29 protein-coding genes are annotated in these 25,837 nt (G+C 53.7%); 20 read left to right on the plus strand and 9 right to left on the minus strand.

The window, feature by feature from the left end; all coding sequences use genetic code 11:
• The first annotated feature begins 114 nt into the window (after nucleotides 1–114).
• Nucleotides 115–1,008 (plus strand): D-alanyl-D-alanine carboxypeptidase family protein, encoded by an 894-nt coding sequence (locus WBP50_RS03275; RefSeq protein ID WP_423931636.1) that lies wholly within the window; start codon nucleotides 115–117, stop codon nucleotides 1,006–1,008.
• A 52-nt stretch (nucleotides 1,009–1,060) separates the two neighbouring features.
• Nucleotides 1,061–1,363, plus strand: a complete 303-nt coding sequence (locus WBP50_RS03280; RefSeq protein ID WP_423931637.1) for a Dabb family protein — start codon at nucleotides 1,061–1,063, stop codon at nucleotides 1,361–1,363.
• An 83-nt stretch (nucleotides 1,364–1,446) separates the two neighbouring features.
• On the opposite strand, the gene WBP50_RS03285 is transcribed toward WBP50_RS03280, so the two are convergent.
• From WBP50_RS03285 to WBP50_RS03310, 6 genes are all read right to left on the minus strand, one after another.
• Nucleotides 1,447–1,635: a 4Fe-4S binding protein gene (locus WBP50_RS03285; RefSeq protein WP_423931638.1), complete on the minus strand. Its 189-nt coding sequence runs from the start codon at nucleotides 1,633–1,635 to the stop codon at nucleotides 1,447–1,449.
• Between the two features lie 116 nt (nucleotides 1,636–1,751).
• A complete protein-coding gene (locus tag WBP50_RS03290) occupies nucleotides 1,752–3,197 on the minus strand; it encodes a B12-binding domain-containing radical SAM protein (RefSeq protein ID WP_423931639.1) in 1,446 nt (481 codons plus the stop codon).
• 234 nt (nucleotides 3,198–3,431) lie between these two features.
• Nucleotides 3,432–3,620 (minus strand): 4Fe-4S binding protein, encoded by a 189-nt coding sequence (locus WBP50_RS03295; RefSeq protein ID WP_423931640.1) that lies wholly within the window; start codon nucleotides 3,618–3,620, stop codon nucleotides 3,432–3,434.
• A 125-nt stretch (nucleotides 3,621–3,745) separates the two neighbouring features.
• Nucleotides 3,746–4,705, minus strand: a complete 960-nt coding sequence (locus tag WBP50_RS03300; RefSeq protein ID WP_423931641.1) for a PhoH family protein — start codon at nucleotides 4,703–4,705, stop codon at nucleotides 3,746–3,748.
• A 12-nt stretch (nucleotides 4,706–4,717) separates the two neighbouring features.
• A complete protein-coding gene (gene rfaD, locus WBP50_RS03305; protein ID WP_423931642.1) occupies nucleotides 4,718–5,719 on the minus strand; it encodes an ADP-glyceromanno-heptose 6-epimerase in 1,002 nt (333 codons plus the stop codon).
• 117 nt (nucleotides 5,720–5,836) lie between these two features.
• Complete coding sequence (locus WBP50_RS03310) at nucleotides 5,837–6,259, minus strand: RNA polymerase sigma factor (RefSeq protein ID WP_423931643.1); 423 nt, start codon at nucleotides 6,257–6,259, stop codon at nucleotides 5,837–5,839.
• A 180-nt stretch (nucleotides 6,260–6,439) separates the two neighbouring features.
• Between WBP50_RS03310 and hisC the strand changes: the two genes are divergently transcribed.
• The 3 genes from hisC (at nucleotide 6,440) to WBP50_RS03325 (ending at nucleotide 8,950) form a co-directional block, all read left to right on the plus strand.
• Nucleotides 6,440–7,507: a histidinol-phosphate transaminase gene (gene hisC / locus WBP50_RS03315; RefSeq protein WP_423931645.1), complete on the plus strand. Its 1,068-nt coding sequence runs from the start codon at nucleotides 6,440–6,442 to the stop codon at nucleotides 7,505–7,507.
• A 1-nt stretch (nucleotide 7,508) separates the two neighbouring features.
• Entirely contained in the window at nucleotides 7,509–8,048 is a 540-nt protein-coding gene (locus tag WBP50_RS03320; protein ID WP_423931646.1) for an RNA methyltransferase, read from the plus strand.
• A 65-nt stretch (nucleotides 8,049–8,113) separates the two neighbouring features.
• Complete coding sequence (locus WBP50_RS03325; RefSeq protein ID WP_423931647.1) at nucleotides 8,114–8,950, plus strand: alpha/beta fold hydrolase; 837 nt, start codon at nucleotides 8,114–8,116, stop codon at nucleotides 8,948–8,950.
• Here WBP50_RS03325 and pth read toward each other — a convergent pair.
• Nucleotides 8,947–9,519: an aminoacyl-tRNA hydrolase gene (pth, locus tag WBP50_RS03330; RefSeq protein WP_423931648.1), complete on the minus strand. Its 573-nt coding sequence runs from the start codon at nucleotides 9,517–9,519 to the stop codon at nucleotides 8,947–8,949. The two genes, WBP50_RS03325 and pth, sit on opposite strands and share 4 nt — an antisense overlap.
• Nucleotides 9,520–9,836: 317 nt before the next feature.
• Between pth and WBP50_RS03335 the strand changes: the two genes are divergently transcribed.
• The 4 genes from WBP50_RS03335 to WBP50_RS03350 all read left to right on the plus strand — a co-directional run bounded on the left by WBP50_RS03335 (nucleotide 9,837) and on the right by WBP50_RS03350 (nucleotide 14,067).
• Nucleotides 9,837–12,317: a sodium-translocating pyrophosphatase gene (locus WBP50_RS03335; RefSeq protein ID WP_423931649.1), complete on the plus strand. Its 2,481-nt coding sequence runs from the start codon at nucleotides 9,837–9,839 to the stop codon at nucleotides 12,315–12,317.
• Nucleotides 12,318–12,420: 103 nt separating this feature from the next.
• Nucleotides 12,421–12,744 carry a helix-hairpin-helix domain-containing protein gene (locus WBP50_RS03340; protein WP_423931651.1) on the plus strand — a complete coding sequence of 108 codons (324 nt, stop codon included), beginning with the start codon at nucleotides 12,421–12,423 and terminating at the stop codon, nucleotides 12,742–12,744.
• Nucleotides 12,741–13,649: a DUF1848 domain-containing protein gene (locus WBP50_RS03345; RefSeq protein ID WP_423931653.1), complete on the plus strand. Its 909-nt coding sequence runs from the start codon at nucleotides 12,741–12,743 to the stop codon at nucleotides 13,647–13,649. The genes WBP50_RS03340 and WBP50_RS03345 overlap by 4 nt, the downstream gene beginning before the upstream one ends.
• A 196-nt stretch (nucleotides 13,650–13,845) precedes the next feature.
• A complete protein-coding gene (locus WBP50_RS03350) occupies nucleotides 13,846–14,067 on the plus strand; it encodes a DUF2188 domain-containing protein (RefSeq protein ID WP_423931654.1) in 222 nt (73 codons plus the stop codon).
• Between the two features lie 33 nt (nucleotides 14,068–14,100).
• On the opposite strand, the gene WBP50_RS03355 is transcribed toward WBP50_RS03350, so the two are convergent.
• Nucleotides 14,101–14,376 carry a metal/formaldehyde-sensitive transcriptional repressor gene (locus tag WBP50_RS03355; protein ID WP_423931655.1) on the minus strand — a complete coding sequence of 92 codons (276 nt, stop codon included), beginning with the start codon at nucleotides 14,374–14,376 and terminating at the stop codon, nucleotides 14,101–14,103.
• A gap of 78 nt (nucleotides 14,377–14,454) precedes the next feature.
• On the opposite strand from WBP50_RS03355, the gene dmeF reads away from it, so the two are divergent.
• A complete protein-coding gene (gene dmeF, locus WBP50_RS03360; protein WP_423931657.1) occupies nucleotides 14,455–15,363 on the plus strand; it encodes a CDF family Co(II)/Ni(II) efflux transporter DmeF in 909 nt (302 codons plus the stop codon).
• A gap of 40 nt (nucleotides 15,364–15,403) precedes the next feature.
• Here dmeF and WBP50_RS03365 read toward each other — a convergent pair whose 3' ends face one another.
• Complete coding sequence (locus WBP50_RS03365; protein ID WP_423931658.1) at nucleotides 15,404–16,438, minus strand: endonuclease/exonuclease/phosphatase family protein; 1,035 nt, start codon at nucleotides 16,436–16,438, stop codon at nucleotides 15,404–15,406.
• A gap of 111 nt (nucleotides 16,439–16,549) precedes the next feature.
• Here WBP50_RS03365 and WBP50_RS03370 point away from each other — a divergent pair, with 111 nt between their 5' ends.
• The 10 genes from WBP50_RS03370 (at nucleotide 16,550) to metG (ending at nucleotide 25,748) form a co-directional block, all read left to right on the plus strand.
• Nucleotides 16,550–16,975 (plus strand): RidA family protein, encoded by a 426-nt coding sequence (locus WBP50_RS03370; RefSeq protein WP_423931660.1) that lies wholly within the window; start codon nucleotides 16,550–16,552, stop codon nucleotides 16,973–16,975.
• An 80-nt stretch (nucleotides 16,976–17,055) separates the two neighbouring features.
• Nucleotides 17,056–17,766 (plus strand): phosphoribosylaminoimidazolesuccinocarboxamide synthase, encoded by a 711-nt coding sequence (gene purC / locus WBP50_RS03375; RefSeq protein ID WP_423931662.1) that lies wholly within the window; start codon nucleotides 17,056–17,058, stop codon nucleotides 17,764–17,766.
• A 31-nt stretch (nucleotides 17,767–17,797) separates the two neighbouring features.
• Complete coding sequence (locus WBP50_RS03380; RefSeq protein ID WP_423931664.1) at nucleotides 17,798–18,442, plus strand: DedA family protein; 645 nt, start codon at nucleotides 17,798–17,800, stop codon at nucleotides 18,440–18,442.
• 82 nt (nucleotides 18,443–18,524) lie between these two features.
• A complete protein-coding gene (locus tag WBP50_RS03385) occupies nucleotides 18,525–19,442 on the plus strand; it encodes a transketolase (protein WP_423931666.1) in 918 nt (305 codons plus the stop codon).
• A gap of 11 nt (nucleotides 19,443–19,453) precedes the next feature.
• A complete protein-coding gene (rsmD, locus tag WBP50_RS03390) occupies nucleotides 19,454–20,005 on the plus strand; it encodes a 16S rRNA (guanine(966)-N(2))-methyltransferase RsmD (RefSeq protein WP_423931668.1) in 552 nt (183 codons plus the stop codon).
• Nucleotides 20,002–20,511, plus strand: a complete 510-nt coding sequence (coaD, locus tag WBP50_RS03395) for a pantetheine-phosphate adenylyltransferase (protein ID WP_423931670.1) — start codon at nucleotides 20,002–20,004, stop codon at nucleotides 20,509–20,511. Before rsmD ends, coaD begins: the two co-directional genes overlap by 4 nt.
• A gap of 5 nt (nucleotides 20,512–20,516) precedes the next feature.
• Nucleotides 20,517–21,725, plus strand: coding sequence for a pyridoxal phosphate-dependent aminotransferase (locus WBP50_RS03400; RefSeq protein WP_423931671.1), 1,209 nt, complete (start codon nucleotides 20,517–20,519; stop codon nucleotides 21,723–21,725).
• Nucleotides 21,726–21,734: 9 nt separating this feature from the next.
• Nucleotides 21,735–22,496 carry a lysophospholipid acyltransferase family protein gene (locus WBP50_RS03405; protein WP_423931672.1) on the plus strand — a complete coding sequence of 254 codons (762 nt, stop codon included), beginning with the start codon at nucleotides 21,735–21,737 and terminating at the stop codon, nucleotides 22,494–22,496.
• 73 nt (nucleotides 22,497–22,569) lie between these two features.
• Nucleotides 22,570–23,550 carry a PSP1 domain-containing protein gene (locus WBP50_RS03410; protein WP_423931674.1) on the plus strand — a complete coding sequence of 327 codons (981 nt, stop codon included), beginning with the start codon at nucleotides 22,570–22,572 and terminating at the stop codon, nucleotides 23,548–23,550.
• An 89-nt stretch (nucleotides 23,551–23,639) separates the two neighbouring features.
• A complete protein-coding gene (metG, locus tag WBP50_RS03415; protein WP_423931675.1) occupies nucleotides 23,640–25,748 on the plus strand; it encodes a methionine--tRNA ligase in 2,109 nt (702 codons plus the stop codon).
• Nucleotides 25,749–25,837 lie beyond the last annotated feature (89 nt).

Here is a 25,837-nt window from a genome sequence, read left to right on the forward strand (position 1 = left end):
CTGTATTATTTTTCTTAATAATAAGTTACATATGTTTTTACATCTGACGGGCCAGGCTGATTCCCCCAAAACGCGTCTGCCGGCTTCCGACACCCAAGAAGAGGAGATGGTTCGATGATAAAACAATGGACTGCGTTTCTGTTTTTCCTTGTCATGCTCTCATACTGCCGGCTAACGGCTTTTGCCGGGCCGCCTCCCGATGCGGGGGCCTTCTACCCCGGCATAGCATCCTATATCGTCAAGGATGCTCGCGGTTCAAGGGTCTATATGGCAAAGGATACAGGCCGGATCATACAGCCGGCGAGCCTTACGAAAATCCTGACCGCCCTTATCGCCATCGAGAGCGGCAAGCTCGATCAGGAGGTGCTTATAACCAAAGAGTCCACGAGTGTCGAGCCTTCCAAGGCGGGTTTCAAGCCAGGGGACCGGGTAAGGCTGCATGACCTGGTCAAGGCTGCGATGGTCAGTTCAAGCAACGATGCGGCTTTCGCCATCGCCATACATCTGAGCGGCAGCGTGGAGAAGTTTGTGACGGCAATGAATTTCCGTGCGAAGAAAATGGGCATGAGCAACTCGAACTTCACCAATCCCGCCGGTTTCGACAAGGGGGTCTATGCCGGCAATATCTCGACGGCCGAAGATCTGCTGACCCTTACCGAATACGCCATCAGAAACAGCACCTTCAACGATATCGCCCAGCTCGAATCGGCCCTGGTGACGGAGTTGAACACCAGGCGGTTCATACTCCTGAAAACCCACAACAAGCTGCTGGTCAAATATCCCTATGCGGTGGGCATCAAGACCGGTTTTACCAGAAGTGCCGGCAAATGTCTCATAGCGCGTGCGCGCAAGGAGAATCACGATATGCTGCTGGTGATGCTCAACGCGCAGGGCGACCGCTGGCTTCTGGCCGAAGAGATGTTCGAAAGAGCCTTTGCCCAGAAGTCGGGAAAGAAGAGCGATTATGCCGTTAACGGAGCGGCGAGCAGCTCGTCATGGAACCGGTGACGGCAGCGGCACAGTCCCGGTATAGTAACAGGAAACAACAGGTATCAGGTTTATGATCAAACATCTGGTGATGTGGCGTCTGAAGGATCATGCGCATGGCAACGACAGGGTGGCTAACGCCAGGCTTTTCAAGGAGAAGCTGGAGGCTCTTGCAGGACGGATCCCGGGCCTGCTCAGGATTGAGGCCGGCATTGACTTCAGCTGCTCGGCGGTGTCGTTTGATGTGGCTCTGTATTCGGAGTTTGCCGACAGAAAGGCGCTGGACGGCTATCAGGTTCATCCTCTTCATGAGGCGGTCAAGGCGTTCATTGTCGAGGCTTCGGCGGACAGGGTTGTGGTGGATTACGAGGATTGACAGGAGGTTCCGGAAAGGCAATAAAAAAAGCGGCATGATGTTGGTCATACCGCTTTTTTTATTCGTAAAGCCTTGAGATCAGATCATCCCTGTACGATGCACTCTGCAGGGCAGACGGCGGAACATGCAGGTGAATCTGCATAGCCGACACACTCGGTGCATGAACCGGCATCGATGACATAGATGTCGTCACCGGCGGAAATTGCGTTGACCGGGCATTCCGGCTCGCAAGCGCCGCAGTAGGTGCATTCTTCAGTAATGTACAGTGCCATATCGAATTCCTTGCTTAAGGTTGGTGGTGAACTTGAATGAAAGAACAATTCAAAAGAATTCCGAAAATATAAACTTTTTTTTCAGCTGACAAAAGAATGCCCGCCGCCTTCTGCGGTTATTTCGGCATGAAGGGCAGCGGCAGGGGAAAGGGAAAAGTTTTATCCACCATTTTTTTTAGATATTCGAGGCGGACTGCCACCGATGTGACGATGTAGGGGATCACCTCTATGCTGAAGGAGGCCTCCCCCATGAGATGAGCGGGTATGCCGGTGATGGGATAGAGTTTGATGAAGTTGTCGTGCATGGCTTTCTGGAACTTTTCGGCGGAGATGCCGCTGGCGGGTTTCAGCAGAATGTTGAAGGTGTTGTAGCGGCTCCAGTCGTAGGAGAGGATGTTTCCTTTCTGCTGCTGTTCCTTGAAAAACTTCGTGCCCGGAAGCGGTACGGCGAAATTCAGCGAGGAGAGAACGGCTCCGCTGCGCTTGGAGAATTCGACGATCCTTTCCATATCCTCGATGCTGTTGCGCACCGGGTTGATGAGCCAGAAGAGCATGAAGGGGAGCTTGGCTTCCTGGCATTTTCCGATCGCCGCCATGTAGGTGGCCTCGATGTTTCTGTCGTTGAGTTCCATGCCCTCCCGGACGCTCGGTTCTCCCTTGCCGAAATCTTCTTCGAGTACTTCGGTATTGAGCGATTCGAGGCCGATGCTGGCGACAACGCATCCGCTGTCGGCAAGCTCCCTTGCCAGATCGCCCTCACAGAGGAGGTTCGGAGTGACCTGTACTCCGTACTTGACTCCGGCATTCCTGAATTTTTCGAGACATGCCGAGGTGTGCCGGGGGTCATGCCCGAAATATTCGTCGATGAACATGTACATGAACGGCTTGAACAGCTTTTCGGCTTCGGCAAGCTGTTCCTCGAGCAGCAGGGGATCGATGGCGAAATACTTTTTATGGTAGATTTCCGGTGTGACGCACATTTTGCAGGTGTGCGGACATCCCCGGCTGGTAAGAATGGGGAATGGGCGCATGTTGCGCGACAGGCCGTTGATCGGATCGATGGACGCGCTGGTGTTGTCGAGGGCTCTTTTGATTTTCCGGTAATCGAACCATGCGCATCCGACGACATCGGGAAAGTCGGCGGCATTGTAGATCGGGCGCAGGCTGCGGCGCTCGGCATCGTCGAGTATCTGCAGCCACATGTTCTCCGCCATGCCGGAAGCGACGCTTCCGTAGCGCGAGGCTTCCTCGATGCAGAGCGATGCATGGTTTCCTCCGATGATGCAGGGGACGCCGTGTTTTGCAAATCCGTCGGCGATCTGGTAGGCCCGTTGGGCCTGAATGGTCCATGTTGTGGTAATGGCCACCAGATCGTACCGCTTCCTGAAATCGATCTGCTCGCCGATGATCTCGTCGATATACTCTGCGATATGGTGTTCGGGTGTCATGGAAATCAGCATGCCGAGAGCGGGGGAGAAGTACGGTCGTATATAGCCCCCCATGGCATAGTCGGAATACTCGATATGCCTGATTTCATTCGGATTGACAAAAAGAATACGCATACGGCAGGATTGAGTGATTATGGCAAAAAAGGGAGCCATCTGAATCCTGCAGCGTTTTCCGGACGGCGGTTCCGCCGACTCCGCGTTTCTCCCTGTATCCGCTGCGGTTTCTTCCAGGCTTGCCCGGTGAGATCATAACCCTCCAATATAAGCAACCGGGGGCACAAGTTTAAACCTTGCGAAAGGAGATGCGAATGCCGGCGGGGGCTGTTGGGCCGCGGTATCCCGGGCTCTTCAGACCTTGATGATGCAGTCAACCGGACAGACTGCCACACATGCTGCCTCTTCATGGTAGCCTACGCAGTCGCAGCAGACGCTTTCGTCTATAACATAGAGGTCGTCACCCGGAGTGATAGCCGTAACCGGACATTCCGGTTCACAGGCTCCGCAGTAGGTGCATTCATCGGTAATACGGTGTGCCATGATGTATCCTGTGGTTTGAGGAGTTCAGATAGAGAAAGCGTCGTGTACGGAAAAATCCGTCTGTGATTAAAAACCAGGCGGCAGGAGACAAAGTTCCTTTTGCCGCGGAACGGGCCCCCGTGCGCTCATTTGCTTTCGTGAATCTCGTAAGCGTTGATGATGTCCCTGACCAGCTTGTGACGGACCACGTCCGACTTGTCGAGATAGACGAAACTGATGCCTTTGATGTTTTTGAGGATCTGCTCCGCATTCGGCAGGCCCGACTCCATAACGCTGGGCAGATCGATCTGTGTGACGTCGCCGGTAATGATTGCTTTCGAGTTGATGCCGAGTCTGGTGAGACACATTTTCATCTGTTTGCTCGATGCGTTCTGAGCTTCGTCGAGAATGATGAATGCGTTGTTCAGCGTTCTTCCCCGCATGTAGGCGAGAGGAACGATTTCGATAATCCGACGCTCGGTGAGCAGTTTGAGCTTTTCGGAGGTCAGCATATCCTGCAGGGCATCGTAGAGCGGTCTGAGGTAAGGGTCGATTTTCTGCGCAAGGTCTCCCGGCAGAAATCCGAGGCTTTCTCCGGCTTCGACCGCCGGGCGGGCAAGCACGATCCGCTTGACGGTTTTTGCTTTCCATGCGGCAACGGCGATAGCAACGGCAGTATAGGTTTTTCCCGTTCCTGCCGGTCCGATGGCGAAAAGAATGTCGTTGGTTTTCGCTTCCGAGACCATGCGCCGCTGCCCGTTGGTTTTGGCCTTTACGGCGAAATCAGGGGTCGATACGATAATGTCCTCGTCATCGGGTGCGGGAGGTTTCGAACGGGGAACAGGGGCGAGCGCCAGATTGATCAGCGCGTTGAGGTCGTTTTCGAGCACCTCTCCATGCTTGTCGGCCAGAAAGATCATCTCCCTGAAAATCTGTTCGAGTACGGCAACCTCGTCGTCGTCGCCGTTCAGGGTTACGGCGGAACCTCTTGCGGTTATCTGGACATCGGGGAATGCGGTCCTGATGGTTTTCAGGTAGGAGTCAAAAGGGCCGAACAGGATGACCGGTTCGATGCCCTGGATTTCGATTTTTTTTTCTGTGGTCAAAAGGCCTTGGGGTTAAGCACGTTTTGTATGGTTCAGCACGTCGTAATAAGGTGTTTCGGAGTCGAGATAGTCTCGAACATACTCCCTGACACCCTCCTCGAGGGTGGTCATGGGTTTACGGTAGCCCGCCCGGCGGAGCTTTTCCATCGACGCGCAGGTGTGGTACTGGTAACGTCCCTGCAGGTTTTCCGGCATCGGGATATAGGTGATTTCCGGTTCCAGGTCGAGAGCGGCGAATGTGGCCCTTACAAGATCGTTGAAGGTTCTTGCCTCGCCGCTGCCGGCGTTGAAAAGCCCGGAAGCTTCCGGGTGATCGAGCAGCCAGGCCATGATGGCGGTGCAGTCGCGGATAGAGACGAAATCGCGCAGCTGTTGACCGTCGAGGTAGTCGGGCCGGTGGGATTTGAACAGATTCACGCTTCCTTTTTCCCTGATCTGGCGGAACGCCTTGTAGACAACGCTCGTCATCTCTCCCTTGTGGTATTCGTTGGGCCCGTACACGTTGAAGAATTTCAGGCCCGCGGCTCTCTCCAGCACGCCGTTTTTCAGCGCCCACCTGTCGAAGAGCTGTTTCGAGTAGCCGTACATGTTGAGCGGACGCAGGGCGTCGATTTTCGCTTCATCGTCCTCGTAGCCGGCGCTGCCGTCGCCGTAGGTGGCGGCGCTTGAGGCATAGATAAGGCGGACGCGTTTCCTCATGCAGTAAGCTGCCACGCTTTTGGAGAAAGCGAAATTGCGTTCGATGAGCAGGTCGGCATCAGTTTCGGTGGTGGCGCTTATGGCTCCCATGTGGATGATCGCCGTCGGATCGGAGAGTGCTCCGGCTTCAAGCAGGGGGAGAAAGGTGTCTCTTGGAATGAAATCCGCAAATCTTAGTCCGGAAAGATTCTGCCATTGCCCTGTAGCTGTCGAGCCGAGTGCATCGACGACGATGATGTCGTCCCGCCCCTGCATGTTGAGCTCCCAGAGCATGGCGCTGCCGATAAATCCGGCGCCTCCGGTAATGATGATCATGCTGTGCTGGTATAGTTGAGCCTACAGGGTGCAAAATAGGAAGCGCGGTGCAGAAAAACAAAAGGCCGGTTCCCTGTAAAAAAGGGAGACGGCCTTATGCATGGGGAACATTCGGGTTCAGGCTGAGGCTTTCTGAATGTCGTCGTATACAAGCAGTTTTCTGCCCCAGTAGAGCCACATTCTTATGGTTTCAACCGGCTTTTCAAGTATTTCGGAAATGTCGCGGTGGCGGAGCCCTGAAATTTCGCTCAGCAAAACCGAAAGCTTTATATCGGCGGCACGGTTTTTTATCGCGCCGGCAAGTCTTCCGGCGGTTTTGCACGGCTTTTCGTTCAGGCAGAAATCCGTCTCTTGTCCGAACCGGTCGATATAGCACTCCCTGAAGGTTTTCAGAAGTTCCGGTTCCGGCGTGTCTATTCCTGCGTTGAGGTAAGTGTGGTCAACGAGCTCCCGTGACTCCGTTTCACTGCCGGTCATCCAGTAAGCTATGCTGTATATATCATCCAGCAGATCGAGCGGTGTTTTCGTTATCGGTATCATGGCATCTCCTTCTGAAGTATATAGGATAAAATTTGTCTTGATTTAAAGTATAAAAAAAATGAGCAATGTCCAGTTTTTTTTATAAAAAATCTTAAAAAGATGCTTTTTTTAGTGAAGCCGGAACAGGGCCATCATACCGGTCAGCCGCCTTTCATTGGCCGGTAACAGTAAATAATCGAGATGAAGCGAGATATACGGGATCTTCTTAATCCTGCATTGCACAATATTGGGGTTTACAAGGTGGAGGGGGGCCAGGAGGCCGAAATCAAGCTCAACCAGAACGAGAGCCCGTTCGATCTGCCGCTGTGGCTGAAAAAGACGGTGCTCGACGAGTTTTGCAAGGAGCCCTGGAACCGTTATCCCGACATTCTGCCGTTCAGGGGCATGGATGCCTATGCGGATTTTCTCGGAGTGCCTCGGGATTCCGTTATCATGAGCAACGGTTCCAACGAGATGCTCTACACGATTTTTCTTGCATGTCTCGGACCGGGAAAAAAGATTCTCATCCCCGAGCCGTCGTTTTCGCTCTATGAAAAAATAGCCCTGCTCCTGCAGGCTGAAGTTGTCAGTGTTCCCATGCTTTCCGGCCTCGATTTCGACCCGGATGCCATCATCAGGAAGGCTGCACAGGAACAGGTTGACTTTATCGTGCTTTCGACGCCGAACAATCCGACCGGCAAATCGCTCGCTTATGGCGATCTGTGCCGCATTGTCAGGGAGTGCGATGCCATTGTTCTGGTCGATGAAGCCTATATCGAGTTTTCCCGTGAACCATCCATTATCGGCCTTGTCGGCGAGCTGGACAATCTCATTGTGCTTCGCACCATGTCGAAAGCGCTTGCCCTTGCCGGCATGCGCATCGGTTTTGCCATTGCCAATCCGGTGCTGCTCGGCGAGATAGCCAAGCCTAAAATCCCGTTTTCTTCGAGTCGCCTGGCTGAAATTACCCTGCAGCATGTGCTGAAGCATTACTATCTTGTTACCGATGCGGTTGCATACATTCTCGGCGAACGGGAAAGACTCTACGGTGCACTTGACGGGATTCGGGGAATAGAGGTGATGGCGAGCGACACGAACTTTCTCATCATCAGGGTCGGCGATGCCCGCGAAGTGTTTCAGAGTCTGAGCAGTTCGGGTATTCTTGTTCGTAATGTGTCGGGTTATCCGCTTATGGAAAACTGCCTGCGTTTCAATGTCGGGCTGCGTCTCGAGAACGACCGGCTGCTCGAAAAACTCGGAAACCTGTAGGATGAGCTTCAGGAAGCTGACCGGTGAGGAGATGAACCGCTTGAGACCTGAGCTGTCAGACAATTCGCCGAAGCATCCGGTTTACCTGATGCTGCACAATATCCGGAGCATGTGGAACGTAGGTTCCATGTTCCGAACGGCTGATGCCGTCGGTGTCGAGAAAATGATTATTACCGGCTACACGGCAACGCCGCCGCGCAGGGAGATCGAAAAAACGGCACTGGGGGCACAGGAGTGCGTGAAGTGGGAATACTGTGCCGATCCGCTCGATGCGGTCGGGCGCCTGAAGGCCGAGGGGGTGAGAATATGCGGTCTGGAGATCGCCGAGAGGAGCAGGCCTTACACCATGGCGGTCAGGGATGATTTTCCTCTCTGTCTGATTGTTGGCAATGAGGTTCAGGGTATCGATGACGAACTGCTGGCGCATTGCGATGAGGTGTTCGAGATCCCGCAGTACGGCACCAAACACTCACTGAATGTGGCCGTTGCTGCAGGAGTTGCGCTGTTCGAGCTTGTCAGGGTTGTGCGAGGCGGCATGTAACTTTTTAGTCTCTCGTCTTGTTTTTTTCTGTTGTCTGGTTTAATGGTTTTTAAACGTGTTCTTCAATGCTTCACTACAAGACATATGAACTCCCCGATACCGATGCTCCCTGGGTGGTTTTCGTTCATGGCGCCGGCGGCAGTTCGTCGATCTGGTTTCTGCAGATCAAGGAGTTCATAAAGCATTTCAATGTGCTGCTTGTCGATCTCAGAGGACATGGCAAGTCGAAGCATATGGTCAGTCTCAAGGAGGACCGCCACTACAATTTCGAGGATATCACGCGCGACATCATCGAGGTGCTCGATACGCTGAATATCCGGAAGGCTCACTTTATCGGTATTTCCCTCGGCACCATCCTGATCCGCAACATGAGCGAGATCGCTCCCGAACGGGTCAGTTCGATGATCATGGGGGGGGCTATCATCCGTCTGAACGTCAGGGCAAAGGTTCTGGTGGCTCTCGGAAACATGTTCAAGCGTTTTGTGCCCTACATGTGGCTCTACAGCTTTTTCGCCTGGATCATCATGCCCCGCGAGCGGCACAAGAAGTCGCGCCTGCTTTTTGTGAACGAGGCGAAAAAAATTGCGCAGAAGGAGTTCATGCGCTGGTTCCGGCTTACCTATGAACTGACTCCGCTCCTGAAGTACTTCGAGGAGAAGGATACCGGTATTCCAACGCTCTACCTCATGGGAGAAGAGGATCACATGTTTCTTCCGGCAGTTCGCCTCATCATTACCCGGCACACCAACTCGTGGCTCGAGGTGATCGCAAATTCGGGCCATGTATGCAATGTCGATCAGCCTCGGGAGTTCAACGACCGCGCCATTACGTTCGTGAAGAAGATGCACCGCCCTTCACGCCGCGAATGCGGTGCCTCGATTCCCGAGCTTGTCGCTTGCTAGCCTGACGCCCTGTTGTAATGGTTCATGGCATGTTCAATGCCGTTGACGGCAAAGTCCATGGCGGCATCGGCGCACACCCCCAGCATGCTTTCCATGGTTTTCCTTTCCTCCTCACTGAATTTTCCCAACACGAACGATGAGAACGAGGCGAGAGGCTGATTTTCCGGCCTTATGCCGATCCTCATGCGGGCAAATTCATCGCTTCCCAGACATTCGATGATATGTTTCAGGCCGTTCTGTCCTCCGGCCGAGCCTTTTGCCCTGAGCCTCAGGGCGCCGGAGGGGAGGTTGAGGTCGTCGCAGATAACCAGGATGTCCTGCCGCTGAATCTTGTAAAAGTTCATGGCGGCAACCACGGCATGACCGGAAAGGTTCATGTAGGTCATCGGCTTGACGAGCACGATCGCCCTGCTGCGCCAGCTGATTTTCGCGAAATGGTATTTGCCTTTTCCGGGGGCGAACCGGACACCGGAAGACTCCGCGATTTTGTCAACGGTTTCAAAGCCGATATTGTGGCGCGTTCCGGCATAGCGGGGTTCAGGATTTCCGAGACCAACAACAAGTTTCATGGCATATAAAACATAAACCCGGATCGTGATCCCGGTTATTCTGAATTGAAAAGGGGCGGAGCGACAACGGAAGGAATATAGCAGAGCGGCGGCGAAATCGGTAACAACCATTCGTTTTCCGCCATCGGGAACAGAGAAAAAAGGTGTGTTGAAATAGAGTGAAACCTCTAAGAAGTTCTACAAAAAGGTATTGAGATTCATGAAAAAAGTTGCAATTTAAAGCTCCTTGTTGTTTTCAGGGTCGTTTCCTGTAATGATTTCTGCGGACAACACGCTTTTCTTGGGTCAAGAAAAAAAAACAGTGAAAACAAAGCGCAATGAAAAAACCGTTTAACGTATCATGGTTGGCCAGAGCCGGATCGGTTCTGGGAGGCCTTGGAGTATTGCTTCAGTCGCCAAAAGCGATGGCAAGCGAGGCCGATCTGGTATTGCCGGATTTACACTCGGTGCCTTTTCTGGGTGGTATTCCCGGTGACACGCTCCTTATGTGGGGGCTTGCAATCTGCCTGTTCGGCATGCTTTTCGGTGTCGTCCAGTACATGGGCATCCGCAATCTCCCTGTTCACAATGCCATGAAGGAGATAAGCGAACTGATCTATGCCACCTGCAAAACCTACCTGATTACGCAGGGCAAGTTCATCCTTGTTCTCTGGGTTCTTATCGGTGCCATTATCGTCGCCTACTTCGGCTGGCTGCGTCATTTGGAAACCATAAAGGTTGTTTCCATTCTTGCCGCGAGTCTGATCGGTATTCTCGGAAGCTATACGGTTGCCTGGTTCGGCATGAGGATCAACACCTTTGCCAACTCCAGGACGGCATTCGCCAGCCTTGGCGGCAAACCGTTTCCAACCTATGCCATTCCGCTCCGGGCGGGTATGAGCATCGGCATGCTGCTTATCAGCATTGAGCTTTTCGTCATGCTCTGCATTCTGCTTTTTGTTCCCAGTGATTTTGCCGGACCCTGCTTTATCGGCTTCGCCATCGGTGAGTCTCTCGGCGCTTCGGTGCTTCGTATCGCCGGCGGTATCTTCACCAAGATTGCCGACATCGGTTCCGATCTCATGAAGATCGTCTTCAAGATCAAGGAGGATGACGCCCGTAATCCCGGTGTTATCGCTGACTGTGCCGGTGACAATGCCGGTGACTCGGTCGGACCTACGGCTGACGGTTTTGAAACCTACGGCGTTACCGGTGTTGCCTTGATCTCCTTTATTCTGTTGGCCATAAAGGCTCCCGAAGTGCAGATCATGCTGCTTGTCTGGATTTTTGCCATGCGCCTTGTCATGATTCTTGCAAGTGCGGTCTCCTACTGGGTCAATGCCGCTCTGGCCAAGATGAAGTACAGCAATGCTGATGAGATGAACTTCGAAAAACCGCTCATTACGCTGGTCTGGCTGACCTCCATCGTTTCGATCATCCTTACCTATGTCGCATCGTATTACCTGATCAGCACGCTTGGCGACGGCACCATGTGGTGGAAGCTTGCTTCGATTATTACCTGCGGTACCATTGCCGGTGCGCTTATTCCGGAACTGGTCAACCGCTTTACCTCCACCGAGTGCGCCCATGTCCGCAATGTCGTGCAGTGCACCAAAGAGGGTGGAGCCGCGCTGAACATTCTGGCGGGTCTTGTTGCCGGCAACTTCAGTGCCTACTGGATGGGACTTGCCATTGTCGGTCTTATGGGTGCAGCCTATGGACTCAGTACTCTTGGCATCACCACTCTCGGTCTGACTCCCGAGCTGATTGCGTCACAGGGACTTCTGACCGTCGGACTTGACAAGGTGATCATGCTTGCCCCTTCAGTGTTTGCTTTCGGTCTTGTGGCTTTCGGCTTCCTGAGCATGGGTCCTGTCACCATAGCGGTAGACTCCTATGGTCCGGTTACTGATAACGCACAGTCGGTTTATGAGCTTTCGCTGATCGAAAACGTTTCGCCGAAAGAGATTGAGAGCGAGTTTGGTTTCAAGCCTGACTTCACCAATGCAAAACGCTATCTTGAAGCCAACGACGGCGCCGGCAATACCTTCAAGGCAACGGCCAAGCCGGTACTGATCGGTACTGCGGTGGTCGGTTCGACGACCATGATTTTCTCAATCATCATGATTCTGACCAACGGTCTTGCTGATGTCAGCTCGATTGCAAAGCTCTCCATTCTTTCTCCACCGTTCCTGCTTGGCCTCATGATGGGCGGCGCGGTGATCTACTGGTTTACCGGCGCATCCATCAATGCGGTGACGACCGGCGCCTACTATGCCGTTGAGTTCATCAAGAAGAACATCAAGCTGGACAGCGGTGCTGAAAAAGCATCGATCGAGGACAGCAAGAAGGTTGTCGAAATCTGCACGAAGTTTGCGCAGAAAGGTATGCTCAACATCTTCCTGACCGTGTTTTTTACGACACTTGCGTTTGCCTGTCTTGATTCCTTCTTCTTTATCGGCTATCTGATCTCCATCGCGCTTTTCGGTCTCTACCAGGCCATCTTCATGGCCAATGCCGGCGGTGCGTGGGACAACGCGAAGAAACTTGTTGAAACCGAACTCAATGCCAAAGGCACCGAGCTGCATGATGCCTCAATTGTCGGTGATACGGTCGGCGATCCATTCAAGGACACCTCTTCGGTTGCCCTGAACCCGATCATCAAGTTCACCACCCTGTTCGGTCTGCTTGCCATTGAGCTCGCCATTGAACTTCCGCCTCAGGTGGCGCTGACCCTCGCAGCGGTATTCTTTGTTCTGTCGCTGGTTTATGTGCATCGTTCCTTCTTCTCGATGAGGATCAAGGTGGACGAACACTGAAGCACAGTTCTTTCCGGTTGTGTCTGAGCCGGAAAGCCGTTTTTACGCGCAAGGGAGCCGCCATAGTGCGGCTCCTTTTTTTTAACCGGAAACCGTTAATCCCGTGAATCCGTCAAAAGTCATTCGTAACCGGGTCTGCAGGCTCACCGATCTGCCGAACATCGGAAAAGCCGTCGCCAGGGATCTCGTCATGATCGGTATTTCTGAACCGGAGCAGCTTTCCGGTCGTTGTCCTCTGGAGATGTACCGTGATCTCTGCGAGGCGACGGACACTCTCCAGGACCCCTGCGTGATCGATGTATTCATGTCGGTGACGAGCTTTATGGCCGGTAACGAGGCGCTGCCGTGGTGGCACTTTACCGCCGAGCGCAAGCGCCTGCTTGCCCGGTCGCCCGGGCTTCAAAGCGCCCGAAAGGTCGGCGAATGATCGTCAGCGCAAGCCGGAGAACCGATATCCCGGCCTTTTACGGCGAGTGGCTGCTGAACCGTCTTAAAGCCGGCGAAGTGCTGGTGCGCAATCCCATGCAGCCGAAACAGGTTAGCCGGATCGCACTCGGGGCGGATTGTGTCGATGCTCTGGTGTTCTGGACGAAAAATCCGGCGCCTTTTCTTCTCCATCTGCCGGAGATAGACGCCATGGGTTACTCCTCCTATTTTCTTTTTACCCTCACCCCTTACGACCTTGAGCTGGAACCTGGTGTCCCCCCGAGAGAGGATCGCGTCAGTGCTTTTCGAAAACTTTCGCGTCTTGCCGGCAGGGAACGGGTGGTTTGGCGGTACGATCCGGTGATCCTGACCGAAACCATGAACGCGGTGTGGCACGCATCCGCATTCGCCCTTCTGGCCGAGGCTCTTGCCGGTTATACGGAACGCTGCATCATCAGTTTTCTTGATGATTACCGCAAAATCAGGGGACGAATGCGCGGCGTCGGCTATGCCACTCCCGGCAAGGAGGAGATGGCCGATCTTGCGGGCAGGTTTGCCGGAACCGCCCGAATGTTCGACATCGCACTCTGCACCTGCGCTCAGGATATCGATCTTTCGCATTGCGGCATCATGCACAGCCGCTGTATCGACGCTGAGCTGATCGGGCGAATAAGCGGAAGACAGGTGACCGGAACCGGAAAAGACCGGAGTCAGCGAAAGGCGTGCGGCTGCATCGCAAGCCGTGATATCGGCAGCTATGACACCTGTACGCACGGGTGCCGTTACTGTTACGCGGTATCGAACCGCAAAAAGCTTCTTTCCGGAGCGGCATCGCTCTATGATCCCTCTTCCCCGATGCTTTGCGACAGGCTTCGCGGTGACGAATCCATCACCGGCCATCCGTAAGGCATGCTCGCGTTTTCTTCTTCCCCGGACTTTGGCATTCATTTTCCTGGCCGGTTCATTGCTCATGCATGCATGAGGCGCTTAAGGGTGCATCGCCCGCTTCCTGATGCGTCTCCGTTTTGAAATGAGAGAATTATTGCGTATATATGACGTATGAAAAGGGCTAATTTGTTTTGAAAAAAGTGCAGACAGATCAATGACCGATAGTGATAAAAAGCAGGACAGAACGGTATATTTTCGTGAAGATGGTTTGTGGGTGAATCAGTTGAACGGTCCTCCCTGGACATCGACCATACATCCTACCAGAGAGGATGCCCTTCACATGGCCAGAGAACGCCTCATGATGGAGGGTGGAGGGGATTTGACGCTGCTGGCCGTCGATGGGAGCGTTGAAAGTCAGGAGCAGCTTCTGCCCTGAAGGGTTTCGAAAACCCGGTAGCCGCCCGGCCACTTATCGGATGTATGAGCGAAGTACTGCAATAACCTGTTCCACATCCACCTTTCTCTGTTCCTCACTGAGTTCTCCCGAAACAAGGTGCTCCCTGATATGGCCTTCAAGCACCTCGGTCATCAATCCTGAAACAGCTCCTCTGATTGCGGCAATCTGCTGCAGAATGCCTGAGCACTCCGTACCGGTTTCCAGCGCCTTTTCCAGCGCTTCGGCCTGGCCCCTGATCCTTCGGATTCTGGCCAGCAGCTTTTTTTTATCCTTTTTGGTATGCGGCATTGCTTTCGTCGGGTCAATATTCTATACTGGAGTATAGTATAATAAAAAACCCTGTTTTGAAAGTTTTTTCCACTGGATATGCGCCATAACCATCTTTTTCATGAAGGAAACCCGGGGGGCGAGAGAAATACCCGTCTTGCCGTTGCCCTGACCCTTGCCGCAATGGTTGCCGAGATTGCCGCCGGCTGGATGTTCAATTCGATGGCCCTGCTTGCAGACGGCTGGCACATGAGTTCCCATGTGCTTGCTCTCGGCCTCTCGGCAGCGGCATACAGGGCGGCAAGGCACTTCGCTCCTGATGGGCGGTTTACATTCGGGACCTGGAAAATCGAGGTGCTCGCAGGTTACACCAGTGCCATTTTTCTCGTCCTTATCGCTGTTCTGATGTTTTACGAGTCGTCGAAAAGACTGCTCGCTCCTGTACCGGTGCAGTATGATCAGGCCATTTTCGTGGCGGTTGCCGGTCTTGCCGTCAACATGGCATGTGCATGGCTGCTCAGGGGCGGTCACGCGCACTCGCACTCCATAACGGATCACGACGGGAACGGGTCGCACCATCATGATCTGAATCTGCGTTCGGCCTACATTCATGTGCTGACCGATGCGGTTACTTCGGTGTTGGCCCTTGTCGCTCTTTTCGGCGGGAAATTCTGGCAGCTCGGCCAGCTCGACCCGCTGATGGGTATTGCGGGTTCTGGCGTGGTGGCAGTATGGGGGTGGGGTCTTATGCAGGACTGTGCAAAGGTGCTGCTCGATGCCGAGATGGATGCGCCGGTGGTGGAGGAGGTGCGGGAGGCTATTGCCGGCGACCGCACGGGGGCGGAAATAACCGATCTCCATGTCTGGCGTGTTGGCGGTGGCAAATACGCCTGCATTCTCTCTCTTTCCGTCAGCAGTGATGTCGGGCCGGAGTATTACAGGCGGATGCTCTCGGTTCATGAGGAACTGGTTCATATTACCGTGGAAGTAAACCGGAAGACGGAATGAACGGAGGAGAGAAACGGTTTCAGGGACGGTTTTTTCCCCTTCAGTCCGTTTCCGTGGCGACCTTCAGAAGCAGCGGCAGGTGGTCGGAGTACCCCCCCTTGAATTTGCCTTTGTAGAATGTTGAGTAAGGCTTTTTTCCCGTTCTGTCGAGCATGTCCGGAAAATAAAAGCAGCGGAACGGCCGATCCGGTAACGAGAGTCCTTTCCTGTCGAGCATGCCGCATGAGAGCAGTATCTGATCGATATGCTCCCAGCGGTTCCGGTAAGAGTAGCTGCCTATGCCGTCGTAACCGCTCCAGCAGTTGTAGAGCAGCGTGGTGCAGCCGGAACGGACTTTTGCGGCATCGCTGGACGAACCGAGTACCTGCCTCAGGGAGCGGTTTTCCGGTTCGTCGTTGAAATCACCCATAATGATGATGTCGGCTTTTGTATCGGCCATGCGCAGACTGTCGGCGATATGGCGCGTCACCCTTGCCGCCACCATGCGTTTCTGTTCGCTCCACTCCCTGTCGAAAGAGCGTGAAGGCCAGTGGTTGAGCACGACATGGAACGGATGCCGACCGGCACTGAAGCCGGCAACGATGACAGGTCGGGTTGGTTTGTCGTTTTCGATGGGTACCCGGTAAGCTTTCGAGGAGGTCAGCCGTACGCTTCGGGGGTTATAGGCCAGACCGATGTCGATGCCCCGCGGGTCGGGAGATTCGTAGTAGAGGATTTTATAGGCGGACGTGCCGGTTTTTCCGAGTGAACCGGCAAAAACACCGCGGTTTTCCGTTTCGGCAAAGGCCAGAATATCAGGATAACGGCGGTAATCCGGCGAGGCGTGAATGGCATCGAGTACAAGGCGTATGCGGAGCTGTTTGAGCTCGAGTTTTTTTTGCGTCCACCTTTTGCTTCCGTCCGGGGTGAATTCGTCATCGCCTGCAGAAGGGTCGTTACGGGTATCGAAAAGGTTCTCTGCATTCCACCACATCAGGAGGAGTGATCCGCGGTTTTCCGCTCCGGCATGAGCCTGCTCCGGGCAGGGAGTCAGCAGGGCGGAAAAGAGGGAAATACAGAAGATGGTTTTCTTCATAATCGCTTATCTTTGCAAGATTTTTTCTTTACTATTGTAGAATGTAGGGCTATTGCGGATTTTTTTGGCGTTTCATTAAGGAATTCTCTATCCATTGATCCAGATAACAGTATGACTTACAAGCCGGATGTCAAGAAGCAGGCAAAGGATATCCTGGAAGAGGCTCTTGACAGGGAAGCCGTTATTGTGCTCGCCAGAATTTCTGAAGAAATGCAGCTGCTTTTTCAGGCTCATCCCGAGCCGGCGCAGAGCGATGTCGAGCGGATCGTGACCGGCTATTTCCTGGAAAAAGGCAAGTCCGAAGAGTTTATCGAGGACTGGATCATGACGTCAAGGGAGTACGGCCGAACAAGGGGGCTCGGCGGAAGTGATCTTCCGAGGGCAATGCTTTCGGATCTCGGCGTGTTCAGGTTCATGAGTTTTCTCAAGGACAAGGGCCTGACCGATGAGCAGATCACCATCGTGCTTACCGGAGCGCTCCAGCAGGCAGCATCCGGCATTGACGATCCGCAGAGTGAAAACGGAACGATGGCCTGACGGGAGGGTTTTACAGTTTTCAGCAAGGGAAGCGCTTTTGGGCGTTTCCGGTAATTATTTTTCTATTCAACCAAAGAGGTATGCAAAAGACAACACTGCTGCATGAGGGCAAGGCGAAAAAGGTTTTTCTGACCGAAGAGAGCGATCTTGTCATACAGGAATTCAAGGACGATGCCACGGCGTTCAACAACAAGAAAAAAGGCACCATTGCCGACAAGGGAGTCGTCAATAACGCGATTTCCTGCAAACTCTTCACCTTGCTTGAAGCGCATGGTGTGAAGACCCATCTTGTCGAAAAGCTTTCGGAACGCGACATGCTGTGCCGCAGGCTCGATATTATCAAGGTTGAGGTTGTCGTGCGCAACATCGCCGCCGGTTCGCTGGTCAGACGGTACGGATTCGCCGAAGGTACGGTGCTCGCCACTCCCATTGTCGAATTTTATCTGAAGAACGACGATCTCGATGATCCGCTCATGAACGAATCGCATGCCGTTGCGCTCGGCGTGGCGACCTATGACGAGCTTGCCGTGCTCAGGACGCGGGCTGAGGCCGTCAATCTGGTTCTCAGGGAGTTCTTCGCCCAGAGAAAGCTCAAACTGGTCGATTTCAAGCTGGAATTCGGGCGCTATCACGACGAAATTCTTCTCGGTGATGAAATAAGCCCCGACACCTGCAGATTCTGGGACCTCGAAACCAACGAGAAAATGGACAAGGACCGGTTCCGGTTCGACCTTGGTGGCGTTGAAGATGCATACAGCGAAGTGCAGAGAAGAGTACTTGAGATCGACTGACTGAATTCATAAAGAGAGCCCCGGATAATTCATGCTTGATTCTGCAATTGTCTATCTGCAGCATGCGGACCCCTTTGCAGTCTATCTTTTTCTGTTTTTCATCGCTTTTTTTGAAAACGTCATACCTCCGATACCCGGTGATGTTCCGGTGGCCTTCATCGGGTATCTGATCCATTACACCACCATCTCTTTTTCCGCAGCGCTTTTTTCTGCCTCACTTGGCTCGACGGCCGGATTCATGCTGGTTTTTCTTCTGAGCCGTCATTTCGGCATGAAAATCTATGCAGGGGAGGGAGGCGCCGTACAGCACCGGTTCTCGAAGAGCGTACACCGTTTTTTTCCCCCTTCCGATATGGAGCTTCTTCGCAGCAGGTTTTCCGCCCACGGTTATCTGGCCGTACTGGCGAACCGTTTTCTTTTCGGATCGAGGGCGGTCATTTCCGTCATGGCCGGTCTGATGCACCTGAGAATTCCCCTCGTGCTGCTTGCCGTAGCCACAAGCGCCACCCTGTGGAATGTTCTTCTGCTTTACGGAGGTCTTCTCCTGGGCAGGAACTGGCAGGAGATCGGACGTTATGCCGCAATGTACAGCATCCCTGTTTCCGTTCTTTTTTTCGGTTTTCTTTTTTTCTCGCTCTGGAAGTTTCTGCGGGAAAGAAAACGGGGGGGTGAGTGAATTTTTTTTATTATTTATGCCCCGGGCCCCTTAACTTCAGGTTCAGGCTCATTAATTCCCAAGAATGTTGCTCTCGATAACAATGGCAAAAGATTTAGCGCTGTATCCGGCTGACAAAAAAGGCGAGCTTCTCGAGCTTGCTTCCATCGACGATCTTAAAACCATGGCCACGCAGGTCCGCAGGGACATCATCAGGATGCTTGCCCTGGCCAATTCCGGTCATACGGGCGGCTCGCTCGGCATGGCCGATATTTTTACCGCACTCTATTTCAGGCTGCTTCGCCAGAATCCGCATGCTTTCCGGGAGCACGGCGAAGAGGATATGGTTTTTCTTTCCAACGGGCATATAGCCCCGGTCTGGTACAGTGTGCTTGCCCGTTCCGGGTATTTCCCCATTGCTGAACTCGCCTCGCTTCGGCAGCTCAACTCCTATCTTCAGGGACATCCGACCTCAGAGTCCGGACTGCCGGGAATCAGGATCGCATCGGGTTCGCTCGGGCAGGGGCTTTCAGCCGCAGTTGGCGCTGCGCTGGGCAATCGCATCGACGGCCGCCTGAACAGGGTGTTCTGTCTGATGGGTGACGGGGAGTGCCAGGAGGGACAGATATGGGAAGCCGCAATGAGTGCGGCCCATTACGGACTCGGAAATCTGATCGGAATCGTCGACTACAACAATGCGCAGATCGACGGCGAGGTCCGGAATATCATGAATATCGAACCGTTCGCCGATAAATGGAGAGCGTTCGGCTGGGAGGTGTTCAGTTGTGACGGTAATGATATCGAAGACGTTATTGCGGTCGTCGGAAGGATTCTTTCGATACCCGACCGCAAAAAGCCCTCGATTGTGCTTGCCAAAACCCTGATGGGAAAGGGTGTGCCGTTTTTCGAAGGTACGATGGCTGACGGGTCGAACTGGCATGGCAAGCCCCCCTCGAAGGATGACGCCCTGAAAGCCCTTGAACTGCTCGGTGAAACCCGGTTCGGCGATTTTCCGGCCTGAGAGGGGCTGTCGTGCAGATACTTGCCGGGACCTACCGGGGTCATAAAATAAAAAGCACGGCGTCGCGCGATATCCGTCCCTGCAGCAGCAGGGTTAAAAAGTCGCTGTTCGATACGCTTTCGGCCCGGATCGATTTTGACGGGATTGCAGTGCTCGATCTCTTTGCCGGATTCGGCAATATGGGCTTCGAGGCCCTGAGCCGTGGGGCCGGGTTCGTCTGTTTTGTGGATCGTCACCCGGAAGCCCTTAAATCCATGCAGTATACGGCAGACCGGCTTGACGTGTCCGAGGAGGTTTCCGTTATCCGCTCCGAGGTGACGGCGTTTCTCGACCGGACGGAAGAGCGTTTTTCTCTCGTGTTCTGTGATCCTCCCTACAGCTGGCCGGATTACGACCGCCTCATCGAGCGGATTGCCGGAAGCCGGATTCTTGCCGATGACGGCATGCTTCTGGTGGAGCACCAGGCCGATCTGGATTTTCAAGGTTCGCCGTATTACCTGATGCATAAGGATTACGGCATGACAAGGGTTACTTTTTTTCAGCATCACGAGGTATCTTCATGACACAGAAAGCTATTTATCCCGGAACGTTCGATCCCTTTACAAACGGGCATCTCGATGTGCTTGAACGGGCTCTGAATATTTTTCGGGAGGTTGTGGTGGTCATTGCCGAAAACAGCCAGAAAACAACCCTTTTCAGTGTCGATGAGCGGTTGGCTATGATCCGGGAAATTATCTCGGATTATCCGGCGGTTAGCGTCGAGGTGCTGCATGACGGTCTGCTTGCCGATTATGCCCGCCAGAAGGGAGCCCGGGCTATTATCCGGGGGGTTAGGCAGGTCAAGGATTTCGAGTACGAATTCCAGATTTCACTCCTGAACCGCCATCTCTACCCTGAAGTGACCACGGTGTTTCTGATGCCTAACGTCAAGTACACCTATGTGGCATCCTCGATTATCAGGGAGGTAGCCATGCTCGGAGGCGATGTCAGCAAATTCGTACATCCCTTCGTGCTTGAAAGCCTCCACCGAAAACTTGATGAATCAAAAAAACATAAACCCAAGAGTTAACACTTATGTCCAACACCAGTATTCCCGGTGAACAGTATCTCACCCGCCGGGTGCTCAGCATGCAGGAATCGCAGACCATGCGCATTAGCGCTCTGGCAAATAAAATGAAGGCGGAAGGAAAGGATATCGTAAGTCTTTCGGCAGGCGAGCCGGATTTTCCGACCCCCGATCATGTCAATCAGGCCGGCATAGAGGCCATCCGCTCGGGATTTACCCGTTATACCGCCAATTCAGGCATTTCCGAGCTTAAAAAAGCCATTCAGGAGAAATTCCGCCGCGACAACGGTCTCGAGTTCCAGGAAAACGAGATCATCGTCAGCAACGGAGGCAAGCAGACCCTTGCCAATACCTTTCTTTCGCTCTGTCAGGAGGGTGACGAGGTTATCGTACCGGCTCCCTTCTGGGTGAGTTTTCCCGAAATGGTGCGTCTGGCCGGTGCCGACCCGGTCATCGTAAACACCACGCTGGAGAACGATTACAAGATGACGCCGGCCCAGCTCGAAGCGGCCATTACGCCGAAAACGAAAATACTGGTGCTCAATTCGCCCTCCAATCCCACCGGAGCCGTCTACAGCGAAGCCGAGGTGCGGGCGCTCATGAAGGTTCTTGAAGGCCGGAATATTTTTGTCGTCTCCGACGAAATGTACGACATGATCGTTTACGGCGATATCCGCCCGTTCTCCCCTGCACGTATTCCGGAAATGAGGGAGTGGGTTATCGTGAGTAACGGTGTATCGAAAACCTACGCCATGACCGGCTGGAGAATCGGTTACCTTGCCGGACCGAAATGGCTGATCGACGCATGCGACAAGATTCAGTCACAGACTACCTCGAATCCCAATGCCATTGCCCAGAAAGCCGCCGTCGCAGCGCTCACGGGTGATCAGGGTATCGTCGAGGAGCGGCGCCGCGAATTCGAAAAAAGGCGCGACTACATGTTTGCTGCCCTCAACAGCATTCCGGGCTTCAGAACCTCCATGCCCCAGGGCGCGTTTTATATTTTTCCCTCGATTGCGGGAGTGCTCGGCAAAACCTTCAACGGCATGCTCATGAAGGATTCTGCAGACGTTGCCGAATATCTGCTCAGGGATCACCATGTCGCAACGGTTCCCGGAGATGCGTTCGGAGCTCCGGAAAACCTGCGTCTTTCCTATGCGGCCTCGATTACGGCGCTTGAAAAAGCGGTCAACCGTATCAGAAAAGCCTTTCAGTAAGCGCGGCGGATGCTGAAGGTCCGTCGGAGCCGCCTCTATACCCTCTGGTTCGGGTGGTATTCCCGCAGGCAGTTCAGACGATATTTCAACACGCTCCGTGTTTTCATGGACCCCGGAGTGCCGGAAATGAATCCCGGCATTCCGGTCGTGTTTTACGGCAACCACGCATACTGGTGGGACGGCTTCTGGTCGCAGCTCTGTACCGAAGAATTTTTCCGGCAGAACCTCCATATCATTATCGAGTACCCGCAGCTGAACCGGCATCGTTTTTTCACCCGTCTCGGAGCATTTTCCATTGACCGCACCAATGCAAGAAGTGCGTTGAGGAGCCTCGATTACGCTGCCGATCTTCTCGTGGCCCCTTCAGAACGCCAGAATGCGCTCTGGCTCTTTCCGCAGGGCCGTATCGAACATGTCGACCGGCGTCCGCTTTTTTTCTTTAAAGGAACGGAGGGTATCGTTTCCCGTGTTCTTCAAAGAAAGAGTGGGGTCTACCTTGTTTCAGTTGTCAGCAGGATTGAATATCTTGAAGAACAGAAACCTGAACTGCTCCTTTCCTTCAGCCCGCCGCTTCTGGTTACTGCCGCCGATTGCCCTCCGTCCGGGGAACTCACCTCGATGATGCGGCAGCGTACGGAAGATCATCTGGACGGACTGAAAACCCTGGTCATGAACCGTACTCTCGATGAGGGCCGGGTTGTGATTCATGGGGGCGAATCGGTCAACAGAAAAGTGGAGCGGTACAGAAAACTGTTCGGTATCGGGAGATGATGATTCCGGCAGGGGAGCCGGCTCGAGGGCGGGGTAACCGCCTTGACTTGCGAATTAAATTTCATCTGTTGTTATGAGTAATGTTATCTGCAGTTGCCTGCTCGGTGACAACGCAAAGGTAAGGCTCCGGTTGTCGCAGTTGCTGCACAGCGAAATCGAGGAAATTTACGGACAGGACCCGGATGAAGCCGGGAACAGCTATATCTGTGAAATCGAGCTTCAGGGTTGCCGCAGGGAGTTTTTCAATAACCCGGAGGATCTGTCGCTCTCTGTGGGCCAGCAGGTTATTGTCGCTACCGATGGCGGCTACGATTACGGCATCGTGTATTCCACCGGCCTGATCGCCATGAAAAAACTCAAGCTGAAAGGGCTTGACAAACCGGGAACGGAACGTCTGGAAATACTTCGCCTGGCAGATGAGCAGGATTCGCTGGTCATCGCCGAACTGCAGCGGCGCAAGGAGGAGATTCGCGAAACCTGCACCGCCAAGGTTAAAAAACACGATCTCGACCTGAAACTTGTCGATGTCGAGCTCCGCATGGATCAGCAGAAACTTTCCGTCTATTACACCTCGGCCCACCGGGTCGATTTCCGCTCACTGGTGCGCGACCTGGCCGGCGAGTTCAAGGCGAGAATCCAGATGGTGCAGATTACCACGCGCGAGGAGGCCCGGCGGGCGAATTCATTGGGACCGTGCGGCTGCCTGCTCTGCTGTTCGAGCTGGCTTCCGAAAATACATGCCAATCCGTTTGCCGACAAGTCGCAGTATCCCGACAACAGCTGCAGCGATACGCATGCCTTTAACATTACCGGTATCTGCAATCGTCCGAAATGCTGTCTGGGTTATTCGAAGCACGACCGGGGGCATGGCCAGGCATGCGGGCTTCCGCCTTCGGTGCCGCCCCCCGGCAGCAAGGTTTCAACACCATCGGGCGAAGCCGTGATCGAAGACGTTGATATGCAGAAAAAGCTGGTTCTGCTTCGCTATATCCGGAACGACCAGAGGCGGAAGATTCCGTTCGACAAGTGCAGGACGCTTTTCGTTAAAAAATAACTGTAACCCCTTTTAAGCGGCAGTATCCGGGTTTTCATCACGAACGGAATTTCACCGGCTGCCGTTTTCTGTATTTTTTTCTATCCATGATGCATCCCGTTAAAAGAACCCTTGTCACCACGGCGCTCCCCTATGCCAATGGTCCGGTACACCTCGGCCATCTGGCCGGCGTTTATCTTCCGGCTGACATTTATGTCCGCTATAAACGGCTCAAGGGTGAAGATATCATTCATATAGGCGGCTCCGACGAGCATGGCGTGCCTATTACCATTACAGCGGAAAAAGAGGGGATTTCGCCCCAGGATGTGGTTGACCGGTACCACCGGATGAATCTCGACGCGTTCGGCAAATGCGGCATTTCGTTCGATTACTATGGCAGAACCTCTTCGCCAGGGCACCACGAAACCGCGAAAGAGTTTTTTCTCGAGATCGAGAAAAAGGGGATTTTCCTCAGAAAAACCGAAAAGCAGTTTTTCGACGTCGAGGCCGGCCGTTTTCTCTCCGACCGCTACGTTACCGGAACCTGCCCCATCTGTGGCAATACCGAAGCCAACGGCGACCAGTGCGAACAGTGCGGGACGCATCTGAGCCCTACGGAGCTCCTGAACCCGAAAAGCAAGCTCTCCAATGCTACGCCGGAGCTTCGCGAAACCATGCACTGGTATTTTCCGCTGGGGAAGTTTCAGGAGGCGCTTGAAGCCTATGTCGCGTCCCACGAGCACGACTGGCGGCCGAACGTTGTGAACTACACCCGCACCTGGCTGAAACAGGGCCTGAACGACCGGGCTATAACCCGTGATCTGAGCTGGGGCATCCAGGTGCCGCTCGATGATCCCGAAGCGCTCGGCAAGGTGCTTTATGTCTGGTTCGATGCCGTCCTCGGCTATATCTCGTTCACCCGCCAGTGGGCGGAGGCGGCGGGAAATGCATCGCTCTGGAAAGCATACTGGCAGGACCCCTCATCGAGGATCGTGCATTTTATCGGGAAGGACAACGTCGTGTTTCATACCCTGATGTTTCCGGCTATCCTTATGGCATGGAACGAGGGACGGCAGTCCGGCGTCTACAATCTGGCCGATAACGTTCCCGCATCGGAATTCATGAATTTCGAAGGGAGAAAATTCTCGAAATCGAGAAATTATGCGGTCTATCTCGGAGAGTTCCTTGAAAAATTCCCCGCCGACACCCTCCGCTACAGTATTGCCATGAACTATCCTGAAAACAAGGATACCGATTTCAGCTGGCAGGATTTCCAGAACCGGACGAACGGCGAGCTGGCCGATACGCTCGGCAATTTCATCAAGCGTTCCGTTGATTTCACCAACTCACGCTTCGAGGGCAAGGTGCCTCATGCCTGCAGCGATGAAGAGTGGAATACGCTCGGGATCGACTGGCATGAAACCCTGGAAAAGCTTGACCGTGCTTTCGAAGAGTTTCATTTCAGGGAAGCCGCATCGCTCGGCATGGATATAGCAAGGGCTGCAAACCGTTTTCTTACCGAGTCAGAACCCTGGAAAGTTATAAAAACCGACCGGGCGGCGGCGGCAAAAACCATGGCGCTTTCGCTCAATCTCTGTCATGCGCTTGCCCTTGCGCTTTATCCGGTAATTCCGGAAACCGCCGGACGAATCCGTTCCATGCTTGGGCTGGGCGGTTCAATCGAAGAGCGCGTTGCAGGCGGGGTGTCGCTATTCTCCGGGCTGCTTTCTCCCCAGCTCGAACTGGGGCACCGGCTCAGGGAACAGTCCGAAATTCTCTTTACCAAGATCGAGGATGCCGATATCGAGCCCGAACTGAAAAAAATCGAGCACCTGCTTGCCGAGACGGAAAGGCGCGAGGCAGGGGCTGCCGCCGAACGCCTGACCATCAAGCCGGAAATCAGTTTTGATGATTTTCAGAAGGTAGACCTGCGTGCCGCTACGGTACTTTCTGCCGAAAAGGTGAAGAAGGCCGGAAAACTCCTGAAACTGCAGCTCAAGGTCGGTCCGGAGACCCGTCAGGTACTTGCCGGAGTGGCCGAGCACTACACCCCGGAGGAGATGGTGGGCAAACAGGTGGTGCTGGTTGCCAATCTTGCCGAACGTACCATCAGGGGCGAGATTTCACAGGGCATGATTCTCGCCATGGAGGGCCAGGAGGGGCGGCTTTTTCTGCTTGAACCGTCGGGAAGTGAGATAAACGGCAAACAGATACAATAATAGTTTGCAAATGAAGTTTATTTGCTTACATTAAGAGTACAAACACCGTGGGGTGGAGCAATTGGTAGCTCGTCGGGCTCATAACCCGA

The sequence above is a fragment of the Chlorobium sp. genome, assembly GCF_049593655.1.
Classification (GTDB): domain Bacteria; phylum Bacteroidota; class Chlorobiia; order Chlorobiales; family Chlorobiaceae; genus Chlorobium.